The sequence below is a fragment of the Roseibium sp. 10G30-5 genome, assembly GCF_055809635.1.
Map to the genome: position 1 here is coordinate 1,925,251 of NZ_CM147918.1, position 16,091 is coordinate 1,941,341.

Genomic DNA, 16,091 nt, shown 5'->3' on the forward strand with positions numbered 1-16,091 from the left:
CCAGACACACCGGCACATCCTCGCGCTGCGCTGCGCGGGGACAACCTGTTGAAACATTGTGGAGGGAGCGTGTTTGGCCTACGCCCAGATCGCGATGCGCAGGCCCCGCTTATCGCGCTCAAAGGGCTGAGGAAACGGCCGCGCCTTACCTAACAAGATCCGATTTGCGATCAGCAGGCATACGGCAGCGTCCACCACATCATCAGCACCAACCCCGCTCACGCGGGACTGTTCAAACACGGAAATTGGAACCCCTTCCGCTGTCAGCAGTCGTCGACGTTCAGCCAACCCCGCTTCATTGGCACGCCCTTTGATTTTCTTGGGCAAGGGCATTTCCTGCTCGCCGTTCAATCGCCAGAAGCCAAGTTCAGGATGCACCTCAAAGATCCGATCTTCCAGATCCGGTGACATCAGCTTATCCAATTCCCGCACCTTGGGAAAAAGGTGAAAGCCCTGACGCGACACCTTGCGGGCCGGATCCGAGGTTTCCAGCGCTGACTGGCAGGACTGCTCGTAGCTTTCGGCAAAGACGGCAGAACGGGAAGGCATTGAAAAAACAGAGGATTGGCGCGCGCCAAGACACGCACGAGCCGCGGCATCGGCGGAACGACCGGCGTTGCTGATCATTTCAGGCAACCCGATGGGCATGTCCACGGCAAACACCGCCACATCCGCAAACCGTTCCAGCAGTTCGGCGAACGTCTCGACAACAACGGTTTCGCAGCTGTTGAAATCATCCGGGTCCGCAACAATGCAAACCCAACCTGCCTTGCAGCCGTCTACTCCTGCAATGCGCATACTCATTCCTGTCCGCCAGTCTTGGCTGGCTTACGGACTTCCATGACACGACGGCTTGCGATCAGCGTCATCGGCTTTTCAATGGAAATCTGCTCCGCTGCCAAAAGCATCTCGTCCGATCCCTGCTTAAGACTGCGAGCGACCATTTCGAATGTTCCCGCTGCAGCCTTTTCGACACTGGTTTCAGGGCTTTGCCCAGCCAGAAGACGCGCCAGTAACATGGCGGAAAACATATCTCCGGTTCCCTGCGGCGGATTGACCAACGCGGCATGTTCAAACGCGGTGACCGTCTTGTCATGGACCAGAACATTAGAGATCGAATTGCGCCGCATGGCAGGCGCCGATGTGACAATCAAACCCTGCCGGGGTGTCTTCTGCTCCAGCAGGAGACGGGCCGCCGATACGGCATCTGTTTCCGTCTCGATGTCGCGACCGCTCAACCAGCCCAATTCAAAACGATTTGGAGTGGCCCAATCGCCAAGTGGCAGCAATTCATCCCGCACGGCTTCCGCCGTTGCCTGCGGCACGTAGAGCCCGTGGTGGCTTTCCTTCATATTGTCGCCCAGCACAGGGTCACACAGGAAAACAGCCTCTGGCGACCTCTCCTTGACGGCCCCGACCAGTCGCGCAATCTCTGCAGCCTGCGCCGGATGGCCGAGGTAGCCGCTCATCACGGCTCCAACCTCGGACAATTTGTCAGAGCCGCATAGATCATCAACAAATGCGGAAAATACATCCGGGTCAATCGTCTGCCGCGTCCCGGGACCCTGCCCCGGATGCCAAGGCAGAAGAACCGTCGGCATAAACCAGACCGGATAACCGAGCCGTTGCAATGCAAAAGTCTGCGCGCGGCCACTCAGGCCACCGCGCACGACTTGCGACGTAAGAACAAGGATAGCCGGTTTTTTTCCAGCTTGAGGAGCGGCACCATTCGGGCTCATTTTTCTTTGGTCTTCACTTCATATTTTAGGACGACTTCAAAAAAGACGCCTTAATAGAACACCATCCCGAACAACGCTCGAGATGCTTGATAATACGTTCAAGCCAAGCGACTGGCTCACTCTGCATCAACTTTTTCACTCGGCTGTGCGGCATTTCCGATACCGAAGCGTTGCTCGATGTAAGTCAGAACCATGCCCTTGAACTCGTCGGCAATGCCAGCGCCGCGTAGCGTTGTGACCTTCTCACCATCAATAAAGACCGGAGCCGAGGGAACTTCGCCAGTTCCCGGCAGAGAAATACCGATGTCGGCGTGTTTGGATTCACTATAGCCCGTTGACGATACAGCCCATCACCGCCACGTTCAGCCCTTCAACTCCCGGATATTTCTCGCGCCACACCGGCATTGACTGCCGCAAATGGTTTTGAATGTCGCTTGCCAGTTCCTGAAATACCGTCGAGGTGGTGCGTCCGCACCCCGGACAGGCTGCGACGACCGGTACAAACGAGCGGAAGCCCATCACCTGTAACAGCTCTTGCGCCACCTGAACTTCCCGCGTGCGATCACCGCCGGGCTCAGGTGTCAGCGAAACACGGATCGTGTCACCAATCCCCTGCTGCAACAGCATCCCCATAGACGCCGCCGACGAGACAATGCCCTTGGTGCCCATCCCGGCCTCGGTCAGCCCCAGATGCAAGGCATAATCGCAGCGCTCCGCCAGATCGGCATAGACAGCAATCAGATCCTGAACCTGAGACACTTTGGCGGACAGAATGATCTTGTCACGCCCCATCCCCAGATCCTCAGCCCGTTGCGCCGACAACAGACCGGATTGAATAATCGCCTCACGCATCACGGCTGCGGCAGAAATCGGAGTGGCACTGGCGGAGTTTTCATCCATCAACCGGGTCAACAACTCCTGATCGAGCGACCCCCAGTTAACACCAATACGCACCGGCTTGTCGTATTTCTGCGCAAGATCAATGATCTGCGAGAATTGCGTGTCCCGCTTCGCCTTGAAACCAACGTTGCCGGGATTGATGCGATACTTGTCAAGCGCAGCGGCACAATCGGGATAATCGGTCAAAAGCTTGTGACCAATATAATGGAAATCGCCCACCAGTGGCACAGTGACGCCGATCCGGTCCAGTCGCTCACGAATGCGGGCCACCTGTGCTGCGGCTTCCGGCCGGTCCACCGTAATGCGCACGATTTCAGACCCGGCCTGAGCCAGCGCTGCAACCTGCGCTACGGTCGCATCCGCATCGGCCGTGTCCGTGTTCGTCATCGACTGCACGACGACCGGCGCATCGCCGCCAACGGTGACCGACCCAACCTTCACCGGAACCGAGTATCTCCGGGGGCGTGGCTTTGCAAAATTATCGATCATTGAGAATTGACCAGTCCAGATTGAAGTCTTGCTAGGACACATAAGCCGAAAGGCGGGCAAGTTCAAACCCGTTACAACACGTGCCTGCACGTTCTTCGAGCACAAGCGTTTCGGAAAGAGGCAACGCCCCAGCCCTTTGCCAGCTTTCTGCTCCTGTCCAAAACCCTTGTTCCACTGATCCGACCCAACCGCTGCACGGTCACTCCTTTTCTGCGTTCATCACAGCAGCCCAAAAGCGCGCACCCAACCAGAAAATTGTCGGCTTCGCCTTGCGACACAGTTTTGCCCGAGATCTGCTGCTTCTTTCTTAGCCGATCTCGTTTGCCCCGCAAAAGGCTTGAACCTTTGCAGTGCAACAGCGTTCTGCGTGAGACTGAAGGTCGCCTAAAACGTGAATTTTTGGAAAGATCATTCAAAGGTTGTGTTGCAATGCATATATCATGGCAAGGACACACCAAAAGGGAGAATGGAAGATGTTGAAAGGCAAGACTGCACTTATCACGGGCTCAACGTCCGGCATCGGGCTGGCTTACGCCCGCGCCTTTGCTGCTCAGGGAGCCAACATCGTCATCAACGGACTTGGCGACGCGGACGAGATCGAAAAGACGCGACGGTCGATCGAGACCGACTTTTCCGTCAATTGCCATTACTCCCCCGCCAACATGCTAAAGCCCGAAGAGATTAAGGCGATGATCCTGGAAGCCGCCGAAAAATTTGGCAGCCTGGATGTGCTCGTGAACAACGCCGGTATTCAATACGTGGCGCCGATTGAAGAGTTCCCCGTCGAAAAATGGGACGCCATCATCGGGATCAACCTATCCTCGGCCTTCCACACCATGCACACGGCCGTGCCTATCATGAAAAAACAGGGTTGGGGTCGCATCATCAATACTGCATCAGCCCATGCCCTTGTTGCCTCGCCGTTCAAGTCGGCCTATGTCGCCGCCAAACACGGCATTGCCGGACTGACAAAAACCATCGCGCTGGAAGTCGCCGAGAACAACATCACCGTCAATGCGATTTGCCCGGGCTACGTCTGGACACCGCTTGTTGAAGCACAGATCCCCGACACCATGAAATCCCGCAACATGACCGAAGAAGAGGTCAAGCGCGACGTGCTGTTGGATGCTCAGCCGACCAAGAAGTTCGTCACTGTTGAACAGGTCGCAGATTTCGCTGTGTTCCTGTGTTCGGATGCCGCCGCCTCCATCACAGGCGCAGCCCTCCCCATGGACGGGGGCTGGACCGCGCACTGACGCAGTCCCTCTCCTGTCCTATGCAATCGCCCGTGCCGTTTTCATGCGGTGCGGCGATTGTCGCTTTCTCCTGCATACGGAGTATCTGACGTGGCTGCATCCAAGGCGAAACGCATCAATCTTGCCCTTCAGGGCGGAGGCGCTCACGGCGCTTTCACATGGGGTGTTCTCGACTGGCTTCTGGAGGACGACCGCTTCCTCATCGACGGTGTTTCCGGGACGTCAGCCGGTGCCATGAATGCCGTTGTCCTTGAGACATGGATTTCAAGAAGGTGGGGCGGAAGGCGCGCGCCAACAGCTTGAGAATTTCTGGCGGTCCATCAGCTTCAATTCCTTTCTGAACCCAGTCAAGCGGTCTCCTGCCGACATGGCATTGGGGCAATGGAGTCTCGATTTCTCGCCGAGTTATCTGATGTTCGATCTGATCTCGCGCTTTGCATCGCCCTATGAGTTCAATCCGCTCAATATCAATCCACTTAAAGACATCGTCGACAAGGTTGTGGACTTCGACAAGGTTCAAGCGTGTGATGGCATCAAGCTTTTCATCTCTGCCACCAATGTCTACACTGGCAAGATCAAGGTCTTTGAGGGCGAGGAAATCACGCTGGACGCCGTGATGGCATCCGCCTGCCTGCCACATCTCTATCACGCTGTTGAGATCGACGGCGAGGCCTACTGGGATGGCGGGTATATGGGCAACCCGCCAATTTACCCGCTGTTTTACGAGACCGAAACCAAGGATGTTCTGCTGATCCAGATCAATCCGGTAGAACGTCGCGAGTTGCCACGCTCTGCCCGTGAGATCCTTAATCGGCTGAATGAGATCACTTTCAATTCGACCCTTCTGCGCGAGTTGCGTTCGATCAACTTCGTCAGCCGCCTCATCGAACAAGGCCTCTTGCCGGAAAGCGACTACAGCAAGGTGCACATGCACCGGATCGCCGCCGACGGTCTGAAACCGCTCATGGCATCTTCTAAAATGAATGCGGAATGGTCGTTCCTGTGCGAGCTCAAGGAAATTGGCCGCAGGGCGGCCAGCGCTTGGGTTGAAGAAAATTATGACGCGGTTGGGGAACGCTCGACACTCGACTCTAAGCTGAATTCGAATGACCAGAGCGCTTGCCATGTCAGGCAAAGACCAAGCCGTCGCTTCTTTAATAAAGCCTTCGCCCAAACTCGCAATTTGCAACAGTTCGACTTCAATATCCTAATGAAATCAAAACATTGAAGAATAAAAAATCAAACTTCAGACATAAAAAGCTTGTTTTGAAAACCAATTGGCAAGGCTTTTGGACCAGGATCAACCTTGCTGATTGTTAGGTTGTGCGTCGTCAGCAAATAGTGGATGGAAGAAGCTTGGCATCTGCGACTTGCCGCTTCTTCCATGCCACTTTTCTTGATTTAATAGACAAATGCCTTGGCTTCTCTTGCAAGATGCGGTTTACAAGAACACATCTTGTAGGAAGATCGTCTGATCAGTAGCCGAGTTGCGCAAATGGTTTTCGTCAGTAACCCATTTCAGGACGTACGAAAAAGCCGAGGTCAAAAGGCTATGCGCGCACGATACAAGGAACCAGATAAGCCAAGTCCTTTCGGAAAGGCTCAATTCCTTGCCGCCGCAGTGATCCTTATCATGCTGTTGTTGGGCGTTGTGCTCATCCTGTGGTGCTACATGCACCCTGTCTCGATGATGCAGCCGATTTCCAAGACCCCCATCTCGCAGATCATTGCGAAAGGCGGATGCCCCGGTTGCAATCTGCGCTTGCGCGAATTGCGGAAACTCTCGCTTTCGGGCGGCAATTTCAATGGCACCAACTTCCGTGAAGCCGATTTGAAAGGCACCCGAATTGTCAATTCCAATCTGCACGGCTCCGATCTACGCCGCACAGAACTGGAGAAAGGCAACTTCTCGGGGAGCGATCTGTCAAACAGCCAGATGCGCGGTGCAGATTTTGAAAAAGCTGACCTGTCCAACGCAACTCTGCGCAATGCAGACATGCGGGACAGTGACCTGAACGAAACAGCACTGCTCAAAGCCGATTTTTCCCACGCGGACATGCGCCATTCCTATTTTGTGCGGGCCAATGCCAAAGGCGCTCAATTCATCGGTACGAAATTGAGCCATAGCAGCATGGAACGCACGACACTGGAAAACGCCAATCTGTCGGGCGCACAGCTTGAGAGCTCCAATCTTGACCGCGTCAATGCGCGGAATGCAATTTTCTCCGGCGCAGATTTGAGCAACGTGCGCCTCTCCAGCGCAGATTTTTCCGGCGCAAATCTGAGGAATGTCAACTTCTCCGGCGCCCTCCTTAGACACACCAATCTGACCGGAGCCGATCTAACCGGCGCGACGGGTCTGGACCCGAGACGCGTTATTGGAGCCTGCGGCGATTCTACCACGCGCCTGCCAAGCAATATCAAGCTGGAAGCCTGCTCGTCTGAAGACCAGAGCGACATCATCGACAACGCGGATTACTGAAGCGGCTCAAAAGATAGCCGTAAGGCTCCAACTGTATTTCTTAGCGCGACCCCCAAGGCAGATACGTACACGGATTGTACACGGTCGCCTTCATAGAACTCTCCCACTCCCACACCTGTCGCGGCAGCCTGTCTCCCCTTGCAAAGGAAATAAGGGGGTGGATCATGCGTTTCGTGCAGCATTAAAAACACAAAAAACCGCCCGACAGCAGGACTGCGGGCGGTCATTTTCAAGAACCTGTTTGCAAAGCTCTGCGGCGCCCAAGGATCAGGCGCCAGACTTCACCTTTAAAACAGATCAAACGAGAAGCGGTATGTCAGGCCTGTTTGAACGCTGAAAGCGTTCTTGCTGCCTGCATCGGCAATCGGGCTGTCAGCCGCATCGCCAACAAGACGATCATAGCGTCCAGTGAGATGAACTTTCCAGCTGTCAGACAGGTCATAGGTCCCTGTCGCCGCCAACCCGACAGACTTGAAGCCCCCGTCAGGATGATATTCACGCAGGCGACCACCACTTGCCGCAGCTTCCGACGCAGAGACGCCGAAGTAGGTATCCATGTAATTTTCAGAGGCAAGTGCCAAACGCGGGCCAACGCTCAGAGAGAAGCGGTCCGTCACAGGCCAGATACCGTCAAAACCGAGTTCACCGACCTGCCCGGTATGGCCGTTGATGCCCTGACGCAGGGTTGCGAACGCAAGGAAATGCTCTGTGCGGAAGCCAGCTCCCAAGCCGAGTTCAAGTGCCCAGTCGACCTTATGCGTGCCGGTCAGAGACGCATCATCCGATGCGCTGCGCGAGCCAACGAAATTAAAGGACGGGAACAGGAAAAAACCGCTTGGTGTCGAACCATCTGCCACCTGTCCGAAGATCGGCAGATAGAAGCGGCTAACCAAAAACAGAGGAACAGGCGAGACCTGATAGGATTTTGCAGCCGGGTACTTTGGCGAAATCGATGCACCAAGCCCCAGATCAATGGTGTACTGGTGGCTGGCAGTCGGCGTCGCATGGGTCACACCGTCCTGGGCCATTGCCACGCCAGATCCGGCGAGAGCGGCCAGCCCAAAGCTAACACCGCAGATCAGCCATTTTTTCATCACGCTTTGTCCCATCCGTCAAAACCCTGAATTTATTCGCTCCACTCTAGAATATCAGAGAAACCTTTTAAACATGTAACGCACGCATGAGGCCTTTACCGCAACGCAATAGCGCTCGGGTGCGCGCAAAAAGTCACACATCGCCATAGGTCAAGCTGGTAACCCTGTCGGCAATCACTCAACTGTGTTGCCGACCCTTTTCACGGTTATGCTTGCGAAGCACCGCCATGAAAGCTACATGATAGCTCACACTTAACGACAGGTCCTGGACGAACTTATGCAAGCAATTCTCGACGTTGTACTGCTGGTGCTGCGCCTTTACACCTACGTGATCATCGCAAGCGCCATCTTCTCGTGGCTCTACACCTTGAACATCGTCAACGGCCACAACCAGGTTGTCGCCATGATTGGCCAGACCCTCTACAATCTGACAGAACCGTTGCTGCGGCCCATCCGCCGCGTCCTGCCAAGCATGGGCGGTCTTGATCTGTCACCAATCGTTCTGTTGCTGATTATCTTCCTGATCCAGAACATCATCATCAAGTACATCTATTTCAACGTCCCCTGACCGCAACCGCGCAGAGAATCTCGTCGCCCTGGCTGACGAGGTCACGCAACTGGAGATGTGAGATCAGGCAAAAAAGCCCGGTGGACGTTGTCCCCGGGCTTTTTGTCATTCAGGTCTCGATCTCGCGGGCCTCGTCGACCAACATGATCGGAATGCCATTGCGGATTGGATAGGCCAGCTTGGCTGCGTGGGAGATCAGCTCCTGCCGGTCGGCATCATATTCGAGGGTCGTCTTGGTCAACGGACAGACCAACAATTCCAGCAGCTTGCGATCCACTTGACGCTCCGACGCCTTTTCATCTTCCAAAGACATTCCAACTCCCACTCTCCGACACGCGGCGTTATTGCAAAACAGTTCCGCCGCTGCCACTGTTGGAGCGGGCCAGATCCATTTCCGTAATTGCGATCAATGTTTCCGAGCGCGCGCTAAGGCTTTGCGCTTCAAGCAGAGCCTGCTTTTCCTGCGCTCCAAACGGGCACATGATGCACAGCGCATTGACGAGAACTTCCGTTTCCGCCTCACAGACGCTTTCCCAATCTGTTTCCAGATTGTTCGCATCCAGATAGTTTCGCAGGGTTTGCAAGAGCTTGTTGCGATCAACATCATCTTCTCCGACCCCGAGCAACAGGTCATTCGCATAGTCAGAGAAGTCGCATTCGACCTGGCGAAATGCTGTCCCGTCACGCACTTCTTCAACGACGGAAAACCGGCTGATACCCTGCAAAGTCAGCAGATAACGACCGTCTCCGCTTTCCTGAAGCCCTGTGATCCGGCCAACGCAGCCAACATTCGCAAGACGCGGAAATGCAGTCTGATCGTCTTCCTGGCCGGATGCCGGCTGGATCATGCCAATCAGGCGATTGCCCCCCAACGCCACATCGACCATGTCGATATAGCGTGGTTCAAAAATGTTCAGCGGCAACTGAGCGCGCGGCAAAAGCAGCGCCCCTTGCAACGGAAACACCGGGATGACCTTCGGCAGATCAGCAATGCTTTCGTAAACAGCGTTTCCGGCTTGCATGTCTCAGCCCTCCATCTCGGTTCGCAAAAAGGTCCATGTCCACATTCATCTAATTTGGGACACGGACCCTAAAGATCAAGCGAACAGAACGGCAGACAGCTTGCGCCGACCATAATTCGCGGCTGGATCCTTGAAACCCCAGCGCTTCAAAGAACTGTAAAAGCTGCTGACGGGCTTCGCCATCACGCCAATCGCGATCACGACTGACAATTTCGATCAACTGATCGACCGCAGCCTCCTTTTGCCCGATGCCATTGAGGCCCAGCGCCAGGTCGAACCGCGCGGTAAAATCATTGGGGTCCGCATCGACGCGCGCCTGAACATCAGCCAGATCCCCCAGTTCGCCAGCCTGTTCTGCCAATTCAACAGCCGCCTTGGCGGCAAGATAGGCCTGATCCTGCTGCTTGTCCGCAGGCACCATGTCCAGCACCTGCTTGGCATGCTCCAGATCGTCATGACCGACATAACAATGTGCCAGCCCGGACAAGGCCGCCACATTGGTCGGCTCCATCTGCACCACACCACCAAAGAACTGCATCGCCTGGGTGTAGTCCTTGGCTTCCAACAATGCGGTTGCCTGCTCCAGGAACTGATCCACCTGGCTAACAGGAACCGTGCCACCAAGACCGTCAATAAACGCCTTGATCTTGCTCTCCGGCTGCACACCCATGAAAGCATCCGCCGGCCGACCGTCCTTGAACGCCACCACCGCCGGAATGGATTGAATCCCCATCTGGCCTGCGACTTCCGGATAGTCTTCAATATTCATTTTCGCAAGACGCACGGCACCGCCCGCAGCTTTTACAGCCGCTTCAAGAACGGGGGTCAACTGTTTGCAAGGACCGCACCACGGCGCCCAGAAGTCCACCAGAACGGGATTGCTCTGCGAGGCTTCCATCACGTCCTGCATGAAGGTTTCCGTCGTCACGTCGAAAATCAGTTCACCTGCCGGGGCTGCGCTTGCACCAGACGGCGATCCACCACCTGCCGGAGCACCACCGCCACCGCCGAGAGAACTGCCGCCGCCCATGCCACTGCCGTAACCGCCACCCATTGTGCCGCCAAACTGGCCTCCAACCGAGTAGTTTCCAGTGCTCATAATCTTTGCCTCAAGCTTGCTTTCCGCATTCGCTGCGGAGTGTTCCTTTATGATTGCCCATAACATGGATGAGCGATTGCCAAATTACAAACCCGCGTCATCCGACTGGCGACTTACAGCCAGAATTTTCGGCTCTGCGCCACATGCCTCAAGGAACCGTAGCAGATCATCACGAGCGATGGTCGTTGTCGCATCATTCGCCAAGGGGTGATAATTCAACAAAGTATGCTGCATCATCCGAGCATCCAGAATGATCTGGACTGCGTGCGCTTCCCGATCATTGATCATCGAAAACGGTGTAACTGAACCTGGACGCACACCCAGCGTGTCCACCAGAAGGTCCGCACTGCCAAATGAGAGTCGCCCGCTTGCTCCGATTTTGCTGTGTAAGTGCTTGAGGTCAATCTCGGCATCGGACAGCGCAACGACTAGGAACAGTTTCTTTTTCTTGTCTTTCAAGAACAAGTTCTTGGTCTGCCCGCCCTCGATCTTCCGATCCAACGCACCAGATTCCGCCACGGTGAAGACCGGCTCATGATCCAGCGTTTCAACCGCAATGCCGTTTGTAGCAAAGAAGGCCATCAGCTCATCTCGGGTTGCTGCCATCATCATCTCCCGGGCAATCAGTTTCACACCAGTTTTTAACGTGGTTTCAGCGGTATGGACAAGAGCGACGCTCTTGAATTGACGGTTCGCAGACCTGCGCGATCACCCACTTAACCCACCGATTGTCCACAACCGACGGGGAAACAATCGCGCGCTAAAATTGGCTGTTGCATTCATTTCCAGCTTGGTCCATATACTGCGCACCTCGCTGGCGCTGGGCGGCTTCGCCCCGTGACAGTTGAATGCGGGCGTAGCTCAGGGGTAGAGCACAACCTTGCCAAGGTTGGGGTCGTGGGTTCGAATCCCATCGCCCGCTCCAATCTGCTTCAGGCAGACGAGCGGGACCGAGAAGTTCAAGGCTGAACATCGGTCATGATATGAAACTGAATGCGGGCGTAGCTCAGGGGTAGAGCACAACCTTGCCAAGGTTGGGGTCGTGGGTTCGAATCCCATCGCCCGCTCCAGTTTCAACCACAAGCTGAACGACATTTCTGAAGTACAAAAACCCGCGCAAGCGGGCTTTGGCGTTTAAAGCCGGGCGCCGGGCGGTCTAGTCTGATTGAGGTCACCTTTATGAGCCTGCCAGACAGCCCATGAAGGCCTTTCTTCAAAACACCAATGGTCACGCCGCCGTCACACGCGCCAGCGCGACCCTTTGCTGTGCTCACCCGAGTTACATAGGCGGCATGACCCCATTCTTGCCAACAGCCACAAGGCGAGCATTCAGCTTGCCATCCGCCTTCAGGGCCACGACAAAAACCCCTGCCCCTTTTGCCAGATCGTCGACTTTGCCCGGTTTCAGCGATACGACGGGAGCGGATGCAGGAACCTCGATGGTTTGCTTGCCGCCCTTGTAGGTTACGACGATGGTTTTAGTGCCGTTCTTGGACATGTTCGACGAAACGGAGCCATTGGTCATAGCGCTGGAAACCATCTTGCCTGGCTTGGCAACCATGCTGACATTGCCGTTGGTCATCGCACTTTTCGTGTCATGCTTACCGCCCGCCGTGGTGTCCGGAACCATATCCCAAGGCCTGTGGCCCTCGCCAGCGCCCCGCATGACCGGTGGGAAGATCGCCACTTCCAACGCAATCACCCGAGACCCCTCCGTCTTCGTGGCCGTACCGATATAGCTGTCTTTCTTGATCATTCCGAGGGTGGCCTTATGCACGGCGGCATAATGCGTGTCCTTGCTGATCTGAAAGATTTTCTTGCTGCCAGAGCGCGTCATCACGGTGAAACGATCACTATGAACGGCAACAATCTTGCCTCGGAAATGCTCCGGCATGGCCGCCGCGTGTGCACCGCCACTCGCCAGGGTCAAGGCGACCAGCGTTGTCGTAATCATGGTCTTCATATCGAAATTCCCTCAAGAAATAACAGTGCCAGACCCAGCCAACTCCCAGTACTCACATAGCCCGCGCTGTGTGGCAATCAAGAGACCAACCTCTGATGTTCTTCAAGAATGCGACGACCCGCATAAATTGACAGATGAAATTCCACAACCAACCGCGTAGTCTTGAAAATGCACGGCGTCGTCATTTCTGATTTGCGCCCTACGAAAAGACCGATCAACAGCGGACTTTGCCTGACATGCCGACCTCTCCCTGCCCTTGCGGATCCGGCAGCGCTTTCGAGGAGTGTTGCAATCTATATCTCTCCGGATCAGACATCCCTCCCACCGCAGAAAGTCTGATGCGTTCTCGCTACACTGCGTACACCTTGCAAAACATCGACTACCTGAAAGAGACACTCTGGCCGCCCCAGCAATCGACCTTCGACGCGGTCGCCACAGCGGCCTGGGCCCGTGAAACCCAATGGCTTTCCTTGACGATCATTGCAGCCGAAGACGGGTTGGAGGCCGACCGCGTAGGGTCTGTCCGGTTTGAGGCCAGCTATCTGTCAGGCAGCGCCCTGAAGAAGCATCACGAACACAGCTATTTCAAAAAGAAAAAGGGCGTCTGGTACTACGTGCGGGCTTTGGAGGACTAACAAGGACCTCAGAGGTTGGCCAACACGGCACTTTAAGATTTTGCAAAATACAATATGCGTAATTTGTGATGGTCGTAAAATGACCAGTGTCCATCTCCAGCAGTCCGGATATCCTGAGGGTGACCCCATCATACCGATCTATCGGCCGTCGCCTCGGCGATCGGCTTGGTCCGCTTCTTGATCGCCTGATTTGCAAGGCACGCGCTCTGCTTGGCAACGCATCTGGCCGCATGGCCCTGACGACCTTTGCCATTCGTATCTTCGGTGCCGGTTTTGCGTATGTCCTGCAGGTAGCGTTAGCGCGTCTGATGGGCGCGCATGAATATGGCATCTACTCGGTCGCCTGGACCAGCATCGTCATTCTGGGAATCTTTGCCTGCATCGGCTTTTCATCATCTGCTGTCCGCTTCATTCCGCAGTACCGGGAAACCGGCGACATGAACCGCCTGCGTGGCTTTCTCAAAGCCAGCACACTTATTGTTTTTAGCGCCGGTGTCCTGCTGGCTATTCTCTCCTGCGGTGCAGTTCTGGCTCTGCACTCCATGATCGACCCGATGTATGTCATCCCCACGGTGCTCCTGCTCTGCACCTTGCCGGTCTACGCGCTGACAGTGCACCTGAGCAGCATCGCGCGGTGTCATGACTGGTCAACCATCACCCTGACACCGACATACGTCTGGCGGCCATTGCTGATTCTGGCAGGTGCCCTCGCGCTGGCTGCCATGAATCCCCCTGTTACAGCCAGCCGACTGGCCCTGATTGCAATGATTGCCACCGTTGCTGTTGTCGCTGTTCAGGCCTTCGTCCTGACAGGAAAGTTACGCAAGGCTGTTCCAGCCGGTGCCCGAACTTATGATCTGCCCCTTTGGTTCAAAGTCTCCGCTCCGATGCTGCTAATTGAAGGCTTTCTTCAAAGCCTGACCAGCGCCGATGTGCTTATGGTCAGCTTTTGGCACCCTCCTGCAGATGTCGCGGTCTATTTCGCCGCTTCCAAGACGCTGGCGATCATCCACTTCGTTTATTACGCCGTCCGCCTCGCCACCGGTCACCGCTTCAGCGCGCTGATCCACTCCGGCCAGACCGATCAGTTGCAAGGCTACGTCAGCCGGTCAACACGCTGGACCTTTTGGCCCTCCCTTGGAGCGGCCGTATGCCTGCTGGCCGTGTCGCCGCTGCTGATGGACCTGTTCGGACATGGGTTTCAGGCCGGCATACCGGTTCTCGCCTGCCTGACTATCGGTGTCCTAGCCCGTGCCTCTGTCGGGCCCGCAGAAATTCTCCTGAGCATCAGCGGCGAACAAAAGCGCTGCGCATGGATCTTTGGTCTGACATTTGGCTTGAACATACTTCTCAATGCGGCCCTTATCCCCACGGTCGGACTGACGGGTGCCGCCCTTGGCAGCAGTCTTGCGATCATCTTCGAAACAATCATGCTGTGCCGGATGGCAAAAAAGCGTCTCGGCCTTCAGACCTTTATTTTTTCAACGCATAAGCCCGTAAATGAACCCGGTGGGACGAGCGCATGACCCCGCCCAACTCACACCCTTCCACCTCGCACACAGGACCGTATGTCCCTGTCATTGCCGATCTGACCGCATTAACACCGGGTCTCGTGGCAGACTGGCGCAATCTGGCTATGATCGCGCAAGATGCAAATCCGTTTTTCAGTCCAGATTTTGTGCTGCCTTACCTTGAGACGCTGGGCCGAAGCGGCCCACCCACCCGCGCCAAACTCTGCGCCGTCCGAGACCGGGCATCAGGCCGGTTGATTGTCGCTGCTCCCGTTGTGCGCCGGCGTCTTGGCCGTCTCGTGCCTGCCGCCTGCACATTGACGACGCCGTTCAGCCCTCTCGGCGTACCGCTTTCCGCCGCGGATATCGCCCCCCAATGTCTTCACCTGTTTCTTGATCTGATGAAACAAGCCGCAGGGTGTACATTGCTGTCGTTTGACTATCTGCCCCGGACAAGCGCCTTTTACGACAGCTTGATGCACCAGCAGGATTGGAACGTGCAGTCCACCGCGCCGCGAGAGCGGGCAGCTCATACCTGTGGCGACATCGCCCAAGCACACCTCAAACGCGCGCAATCCGGCAAGCATGGCAAAGAACTGCGCCGCCTGCTTAACCGCCTGAGCGATCAGGGACCTGTCACCTTCGACAGCATCGACACGCCCGAGGCCGTCCCAGCCGCCCTGGCTCAATTTCTGGCATTGGAGAAGCGCGGTTGGAAGGGAGTAGCTCACACAGCCCTTGCCAGCCACGCAGACAGCGAAGCTTTCGCCGTGAAAGTGACTTCGGCACTCTCGCAGCAGGCGGCCATACGGATCGACCGGCTTTGCGTTGCAAACACGCCCATTGCCATGCTGGTCAATCTCAAGATGAGCGGCGTCGCTTTTTCCTGAAAATAACTTTTGACGAGACGTATGGCCGATTTTCACCCGGCAAGCATCTGGTGCTCTACACCATGGCGACCAACCTGCAGGATGACACTGTCAAACGCGCGGATTCCCTCGCTATCCCGAACCACCCGCTGATCAATGCCCTCTGGCGTGAGACCCTGCCTTACGACCACATGCTGGCCCACATGGGAGGATGGCGCGGCGAATGGATGGCAGGCACCGCACAACGCGCCCTGAGTCTTGAGGCAAGAGCAAAGGCCATCCTGCGGCGCAGGCGCGGGTGAAGCCGAAATTTTCTGCAAGCCTCGCGACCTTTTTCACTCTCCCAACGTTTTCTGAAACTTAGACGGCAAATGGGCCTTCTTCGAAGGTATTCGGAGCCCCCATCCTCTCGAACTAGTCAATTCCCCTCTTTTCTTTTTTTGATTTCTTGCTAGAACGCGCCA

General features: G+C 55.8%; 15 protein-coding genes, 2 tRNA genes and 3 pseudogenes. 10 read left to right on the forward strand and 10 right to left on the reverse strand.

The genetic code is table 11. The annotated features are described in order from the left end of the window. Positions 1–78 precede the first annotated feature (78 nt). The 3 genes and pseudogenes from AC0L7U_RS09755 to ispG all read right to left on the reverse strand — a co-directional run bounded on the left by AC0L7U_RS09755 (position 79) and on the right by ispG (position 3,128). Positions 79–804 (reverse strand): DUF429 domain-containing protein, encoded by a 726-nt coding sequence (locus AC0L7U_RS09755; RefSeq protein WP_473690278.1) that lies wholly within the window; start codon positions 802–804, stop codon positions 79–81. After that, positions 801–1,739, reverse strand: a complete 939-nt coding sequence (gene pdxY, locus AC0L7U_RS09760) for a pyridoxal kinase (protein ID WP_473690280.1) — start codon at positions 1,737–1,739, stop codon at positions 801–803. The genes AC0L7U_RS09755 and pdxY overlap by 4 nt, the downstream gene beginning before the upstream one ends. A gap of 116 nt (positions 1,740–1,855) precedes the next feature. Next, positions 1,856–3,128: pseudogene (ispG, locus tag AC0L7U_RS09765) on the reverse strand (flavodoxin-dependent (E)-4-hydroxy-3-methylbut-2-enyl-diphosphate synthase). Between the two features lie 473 nt (positions 3,129–3,601). Here ispG and AC0L7U_RS09770 point away from each other — a divergent pair. Continuing rightward, the gene (locus AC0L7U_RS09770) at positions 3,602–4,384 is read left to right on the forward strand and encodes a 3-hydroxybutyrate dehydrogenase (RefSeq protein WP_473690282.1); all 783 of its coding nucleotides are present in this window, start codon (positions 3,602–3,604) and stop codon (positions 4,382–4,384) included. 57 nt (positions 4,385–4,441) lie between these two features. Next, positions 4,442–5,612 (forward strand): annotated as a pseudogene (locus AC0L7U_RS09775) (patatin-like phospholipase family protein). Positions 5,613–5,623: 11 nt separating this feature from the next. On the opposite strand, the gene AC0L7U_RS09780 reads toward AC0L7U_RS09775, so the two are convergent. After that, entirely contained in the window at positions 5,624–5,770 is a 147-nt protein-coding gene (locus tag AC0L7U_RS09780) for a hypothetical protein (RefSeq protein ID WP_473690284.1), read from the reverse strand. 247 nt (positions 5,771–6,017) lie between these two features. On the opposite strand from AC0L7U_RS09780, the gene AC0L7U_RS09785 reads away from it, so the two are divergent. After that, positions 6,018–6,866, forward strand: coding sequence for a pentapeptide repeat-containing protein (locus AC0L7U_RS09785; protein WP_473690286.1), 849 nt, complete (start codon positions 6,018–6,020; stop codon positions 6,864–6,866). A 287-nt stretch (positions 6,867–7,153) separates the two neighbouring features. Here the strand turns inward: AC0L7U_RS09785 and AC0L7U_RS09790 are convergent, their stop codons facing one another. Further along, the gene (locus AC0L7U_RS09790) at positions 7,154–7,960 is read right to left on the reverse strand and encodes a MipA/OmpV family protein (RefSeq protein WP_473690288.1); all 807 of its coding nucleotides are present in this window, start codon (positions 7,958–7,960) and stop codon (positions 7,154–7,156) included. 277 nt (positions 7,961–8,237) lie between these two features. Between AC0L7U_RS09790 and AC0L7U_RS09795 the strand changes: the two genes are divergently transcribed. Continuing rightward, positions 8,238–8,528 carry a YggT family protein gene (locus AC0L7U_RS09795; RefSeq protein ID WP_473690290.1) on the forward strand — a complete coding sequence of 97 codons (291 nt, stop codon included), beginning with the start codon at positions 8,238–8,240 and terminating at the stop codon, positions 8,526–8,528. Between the two features lie 109 nt (positions 8,529–8,637). On the opposite strand, the gene AC0L7U_RS09800 is transcribed toward AC0L7U_RS09795, so the two are convergent. The 4 genes and pseudogenes from AC0L7U_RS09800 to AC0L7U_RS09815 all read right to left on the reverse strand — a co-directional run bounded on the left by AC0L7U_RS09800 (position 8,638) and on the right by AC0L7U_RS09815 (position 11,255). Further along, entirely contained in the window at positions 8,638–8,841 is a 204-nt protein-coding gene (locus AC0L7U_RS09800; RefSeq protein WP_473690292.1) for a Trm112 family protein, read from the reverse strand. A 28-nt stretch (positions 8,842–8,869) separates the two neighbouring features. Further along, entirely contained in the window at positions 8,870–9,550 is a 681-nt protein-coding gene (locus tag AC0L7U_RS09805; protein WP_473690294.1) for an LON peptidase substrate-binding domain-containing protein, read from the reverse strand. Positions 9,551–9,625: 75 nt separating this feature from the next. Beyond that, positions 9,626–10,580 (reverse strand): annotated as a pseudogene (gene trxA / locus AC0L7U_RS09810) (thioredoxin). Positions 10,581–10,733: 153 nt separating this feature from the next. Next, positions 10,734–11,255: a prolyl-tRNA synthetase associated domain-containing protein gene (locus AC0L7U_RS09815; RefSeq protein ID WP_473690296.1), complete on the reverse strand. Its 522-nt coding sequence runs from the start codon at positions 11,253–11,255 to the stop codon at positions 10,734–10,736. Positions 11,256–11,499: 244 nt separating this feature from the next. Between AC0L7U_RS09815 and AC0L7U_RS09820 the strand changes: the two genes are divergently transcribed. After that, positions 11,500–11,574 (forward strand) — tRNA-Gly (locus AC0L7U_RS09820). Positions 11,575–11,644: 70 nt separating this feature from the next. After that, positions 11,645–11,719 (forward strand) — tRNA-Gly (locus AC0L7U_RS09825). A 209-nt stretch (positions 11,720–11,928) separates the two neighbouring features. Here the strand turns inward: AC0L7U_RS09825 and AC0L7U_RS09830 are convergent. After that, positions 11,929–12,612 carry a metal ABC transporter permease gene (locus AC0L7U_RS09830; RefSeq protein WP_473690298.1) on the reverse strand — a complete coding sequence of 228 codons (684 nt, stop codon included), beginning with the start codon at positions 12,610–12,612 and terminating at the stop codon, positions 11,929–11,931. Between the two features lie 338 nt (positions 12,613–12,950). On the opposite strand from AC0L7U_RS09830, the gene AC0L7U_RS09835 reads away from it, so the two are divergent. From AC0L7U_RS09835 to AC0L7U_RS09850, 4 genes are all read left to right on the forward strand, one after another. Further along, a complete protein-coding gene (locus AC0L7U_RS09835) occupies positions 12,951–13,247 on the forward strand; it encodes a YchJ family protein (protein WP_473695747.1) in 297 nt (98 codons plus the stop codon). Between the two features lie 119 nt (positions 13,248–13,366). Then, entirely contained in the window at positions 13,367–14,773 is a 1,407-nt protein-coding gene (locus tag AC0L7U_RS09840) for a lipopolysaccharide biosynthesis protein (RefSeq protein ID WP_473690300.1), read from the forward strand. Further along, the gene (locus AC0L7U_RS09845) at positions 14,770–15,648 is read left to right on the forward strand and encodes a GNAT family N-acetyltransferase (protein WP_473690302.1); all 879 of its coding nucleotides are present in this window, start codon (positions 14,770–14,772) and stop codon (positions 15,646–15,648) included. The genes AC0L7U_RS09840 and AC0L7U_RS09845 overlap by 4 nt, the downstream gene beginning before the upstream one ends. Before the next feature lie 62 nt (positions 15,649–15,710). Continuing rightward, positions 15,711–15,929: a hypothetical protein gene (locus AC0L7U_RS09850; RefSeq protein WP_473690304.1), complete on the forward strand. Its 219-nt coding sequence runs from the start codon at positions 15,711–15,713 to the stop codon at positions 15,927–15,929. Positions 15,930–16,091 lie beyond the last annotated feature (162 nt).

Bases quoted from the DNA above. Each gene is read 5' to 3' on its own strand.
- AC0L7U_RS09815 (WP_473690296.1), bottom strand. From the start codon at position 11,255: ATGGCAGCAACCCGAGATGAGCTGATGGCCTTCTTTGCTACAAACGGC.
- AC0L7U_RS09790 (WP_473690288.1), bottom strand. From the start codon at position 7,960: ATGAAAAAATGGCTGATCTGCGGTGTTAGCTTTGGGCTGGCCGCTCTC.
- AC0L7U_RS09795 (WP_473690290.1), top strand. From the start codon at position 8,238: ATGCAAGCAATTCTCGACGTTGTACTGCTGGTGCTGCGCCTTTACACC.
- AC0L7U_RS09800 (WP_473690292.1), bottom strand. From the start codon at position 8,841: ATGTCTTTGGAAGATGAAAAGGCGTCGGAGCGTCAAGTGGATCGCAAG.
- AC0L7U_RS09770 (WP_473690282.1), top strand. From the start codon at position 3,602: ATGTTGAAAGGCAAGACTGCACTTATCACGGGCTCAACGTCCGGCATC.
- AC0L7U_RS09805 (WP_473690294.1), bottom strand. From the start codon at position 9,550: ATGCAAGCCGGAAACGCTGTTTACGAAAGCATTGCTGATCTGCCGAAG.
- AC0L7U_RS09830 (WP_473690298.1), bottom strand. From the start codon at position 12,612: ATGAAGACCATGATTACGACAACGCTGGTCGCCTTGACCCTGGCGAGT.
- AC0L7U_RS09835 (WP_473695747.1), top strand. From the start codon at position 12,951: ATGCGTTCTCGCTACACTGCGTACACCTTGCAAAACATCGACTACCTG.
- AC0L7U_RS09780 (WP_473690284.1), bottom strand. From the start codon at position 5,770: ATGGAAGAAGCGGCAAGTCGCAGATGCCAAGCTTCTTCCATCCACTAT.
- AC0L7U_RS09755 (WP_473690278.1), bottom strand. From the start codon at position 804: ATGAGTATGCGCATTGCAGGAGTAGACGGCTGCAAGGCAGGTTGGGTT.
- pdxY (WP_473690280.1), bottom strand. From the start codon at position 1,739: ATGAGCCCGAATGGTGCCGCTCCTCAAGCTGGAAAAAAACCGGCTATC.
- AC0L7U_RS09785 (WP_473690286.1), top strand. From the start codon at position 6,018: ATGCTGTTGTTGGGCGTTGTGCTCATCCTGTGGTGCTACATGCACCCT.
- AC0L7U_RS09845 (WP_473690302.1), top strand. From the start codon at position 14,770: ATGACCCCGCCCAACTCACACCCTTCCACCTCGCACACAGGACCGTAT.
- AC0L7U_RS09850 (WP_473690304.1), top strand. From the start codon at position 15,711: ATGGCGACCAACCTGCAGGATGACACTGTCAAACGCGCGGATTCCCTC.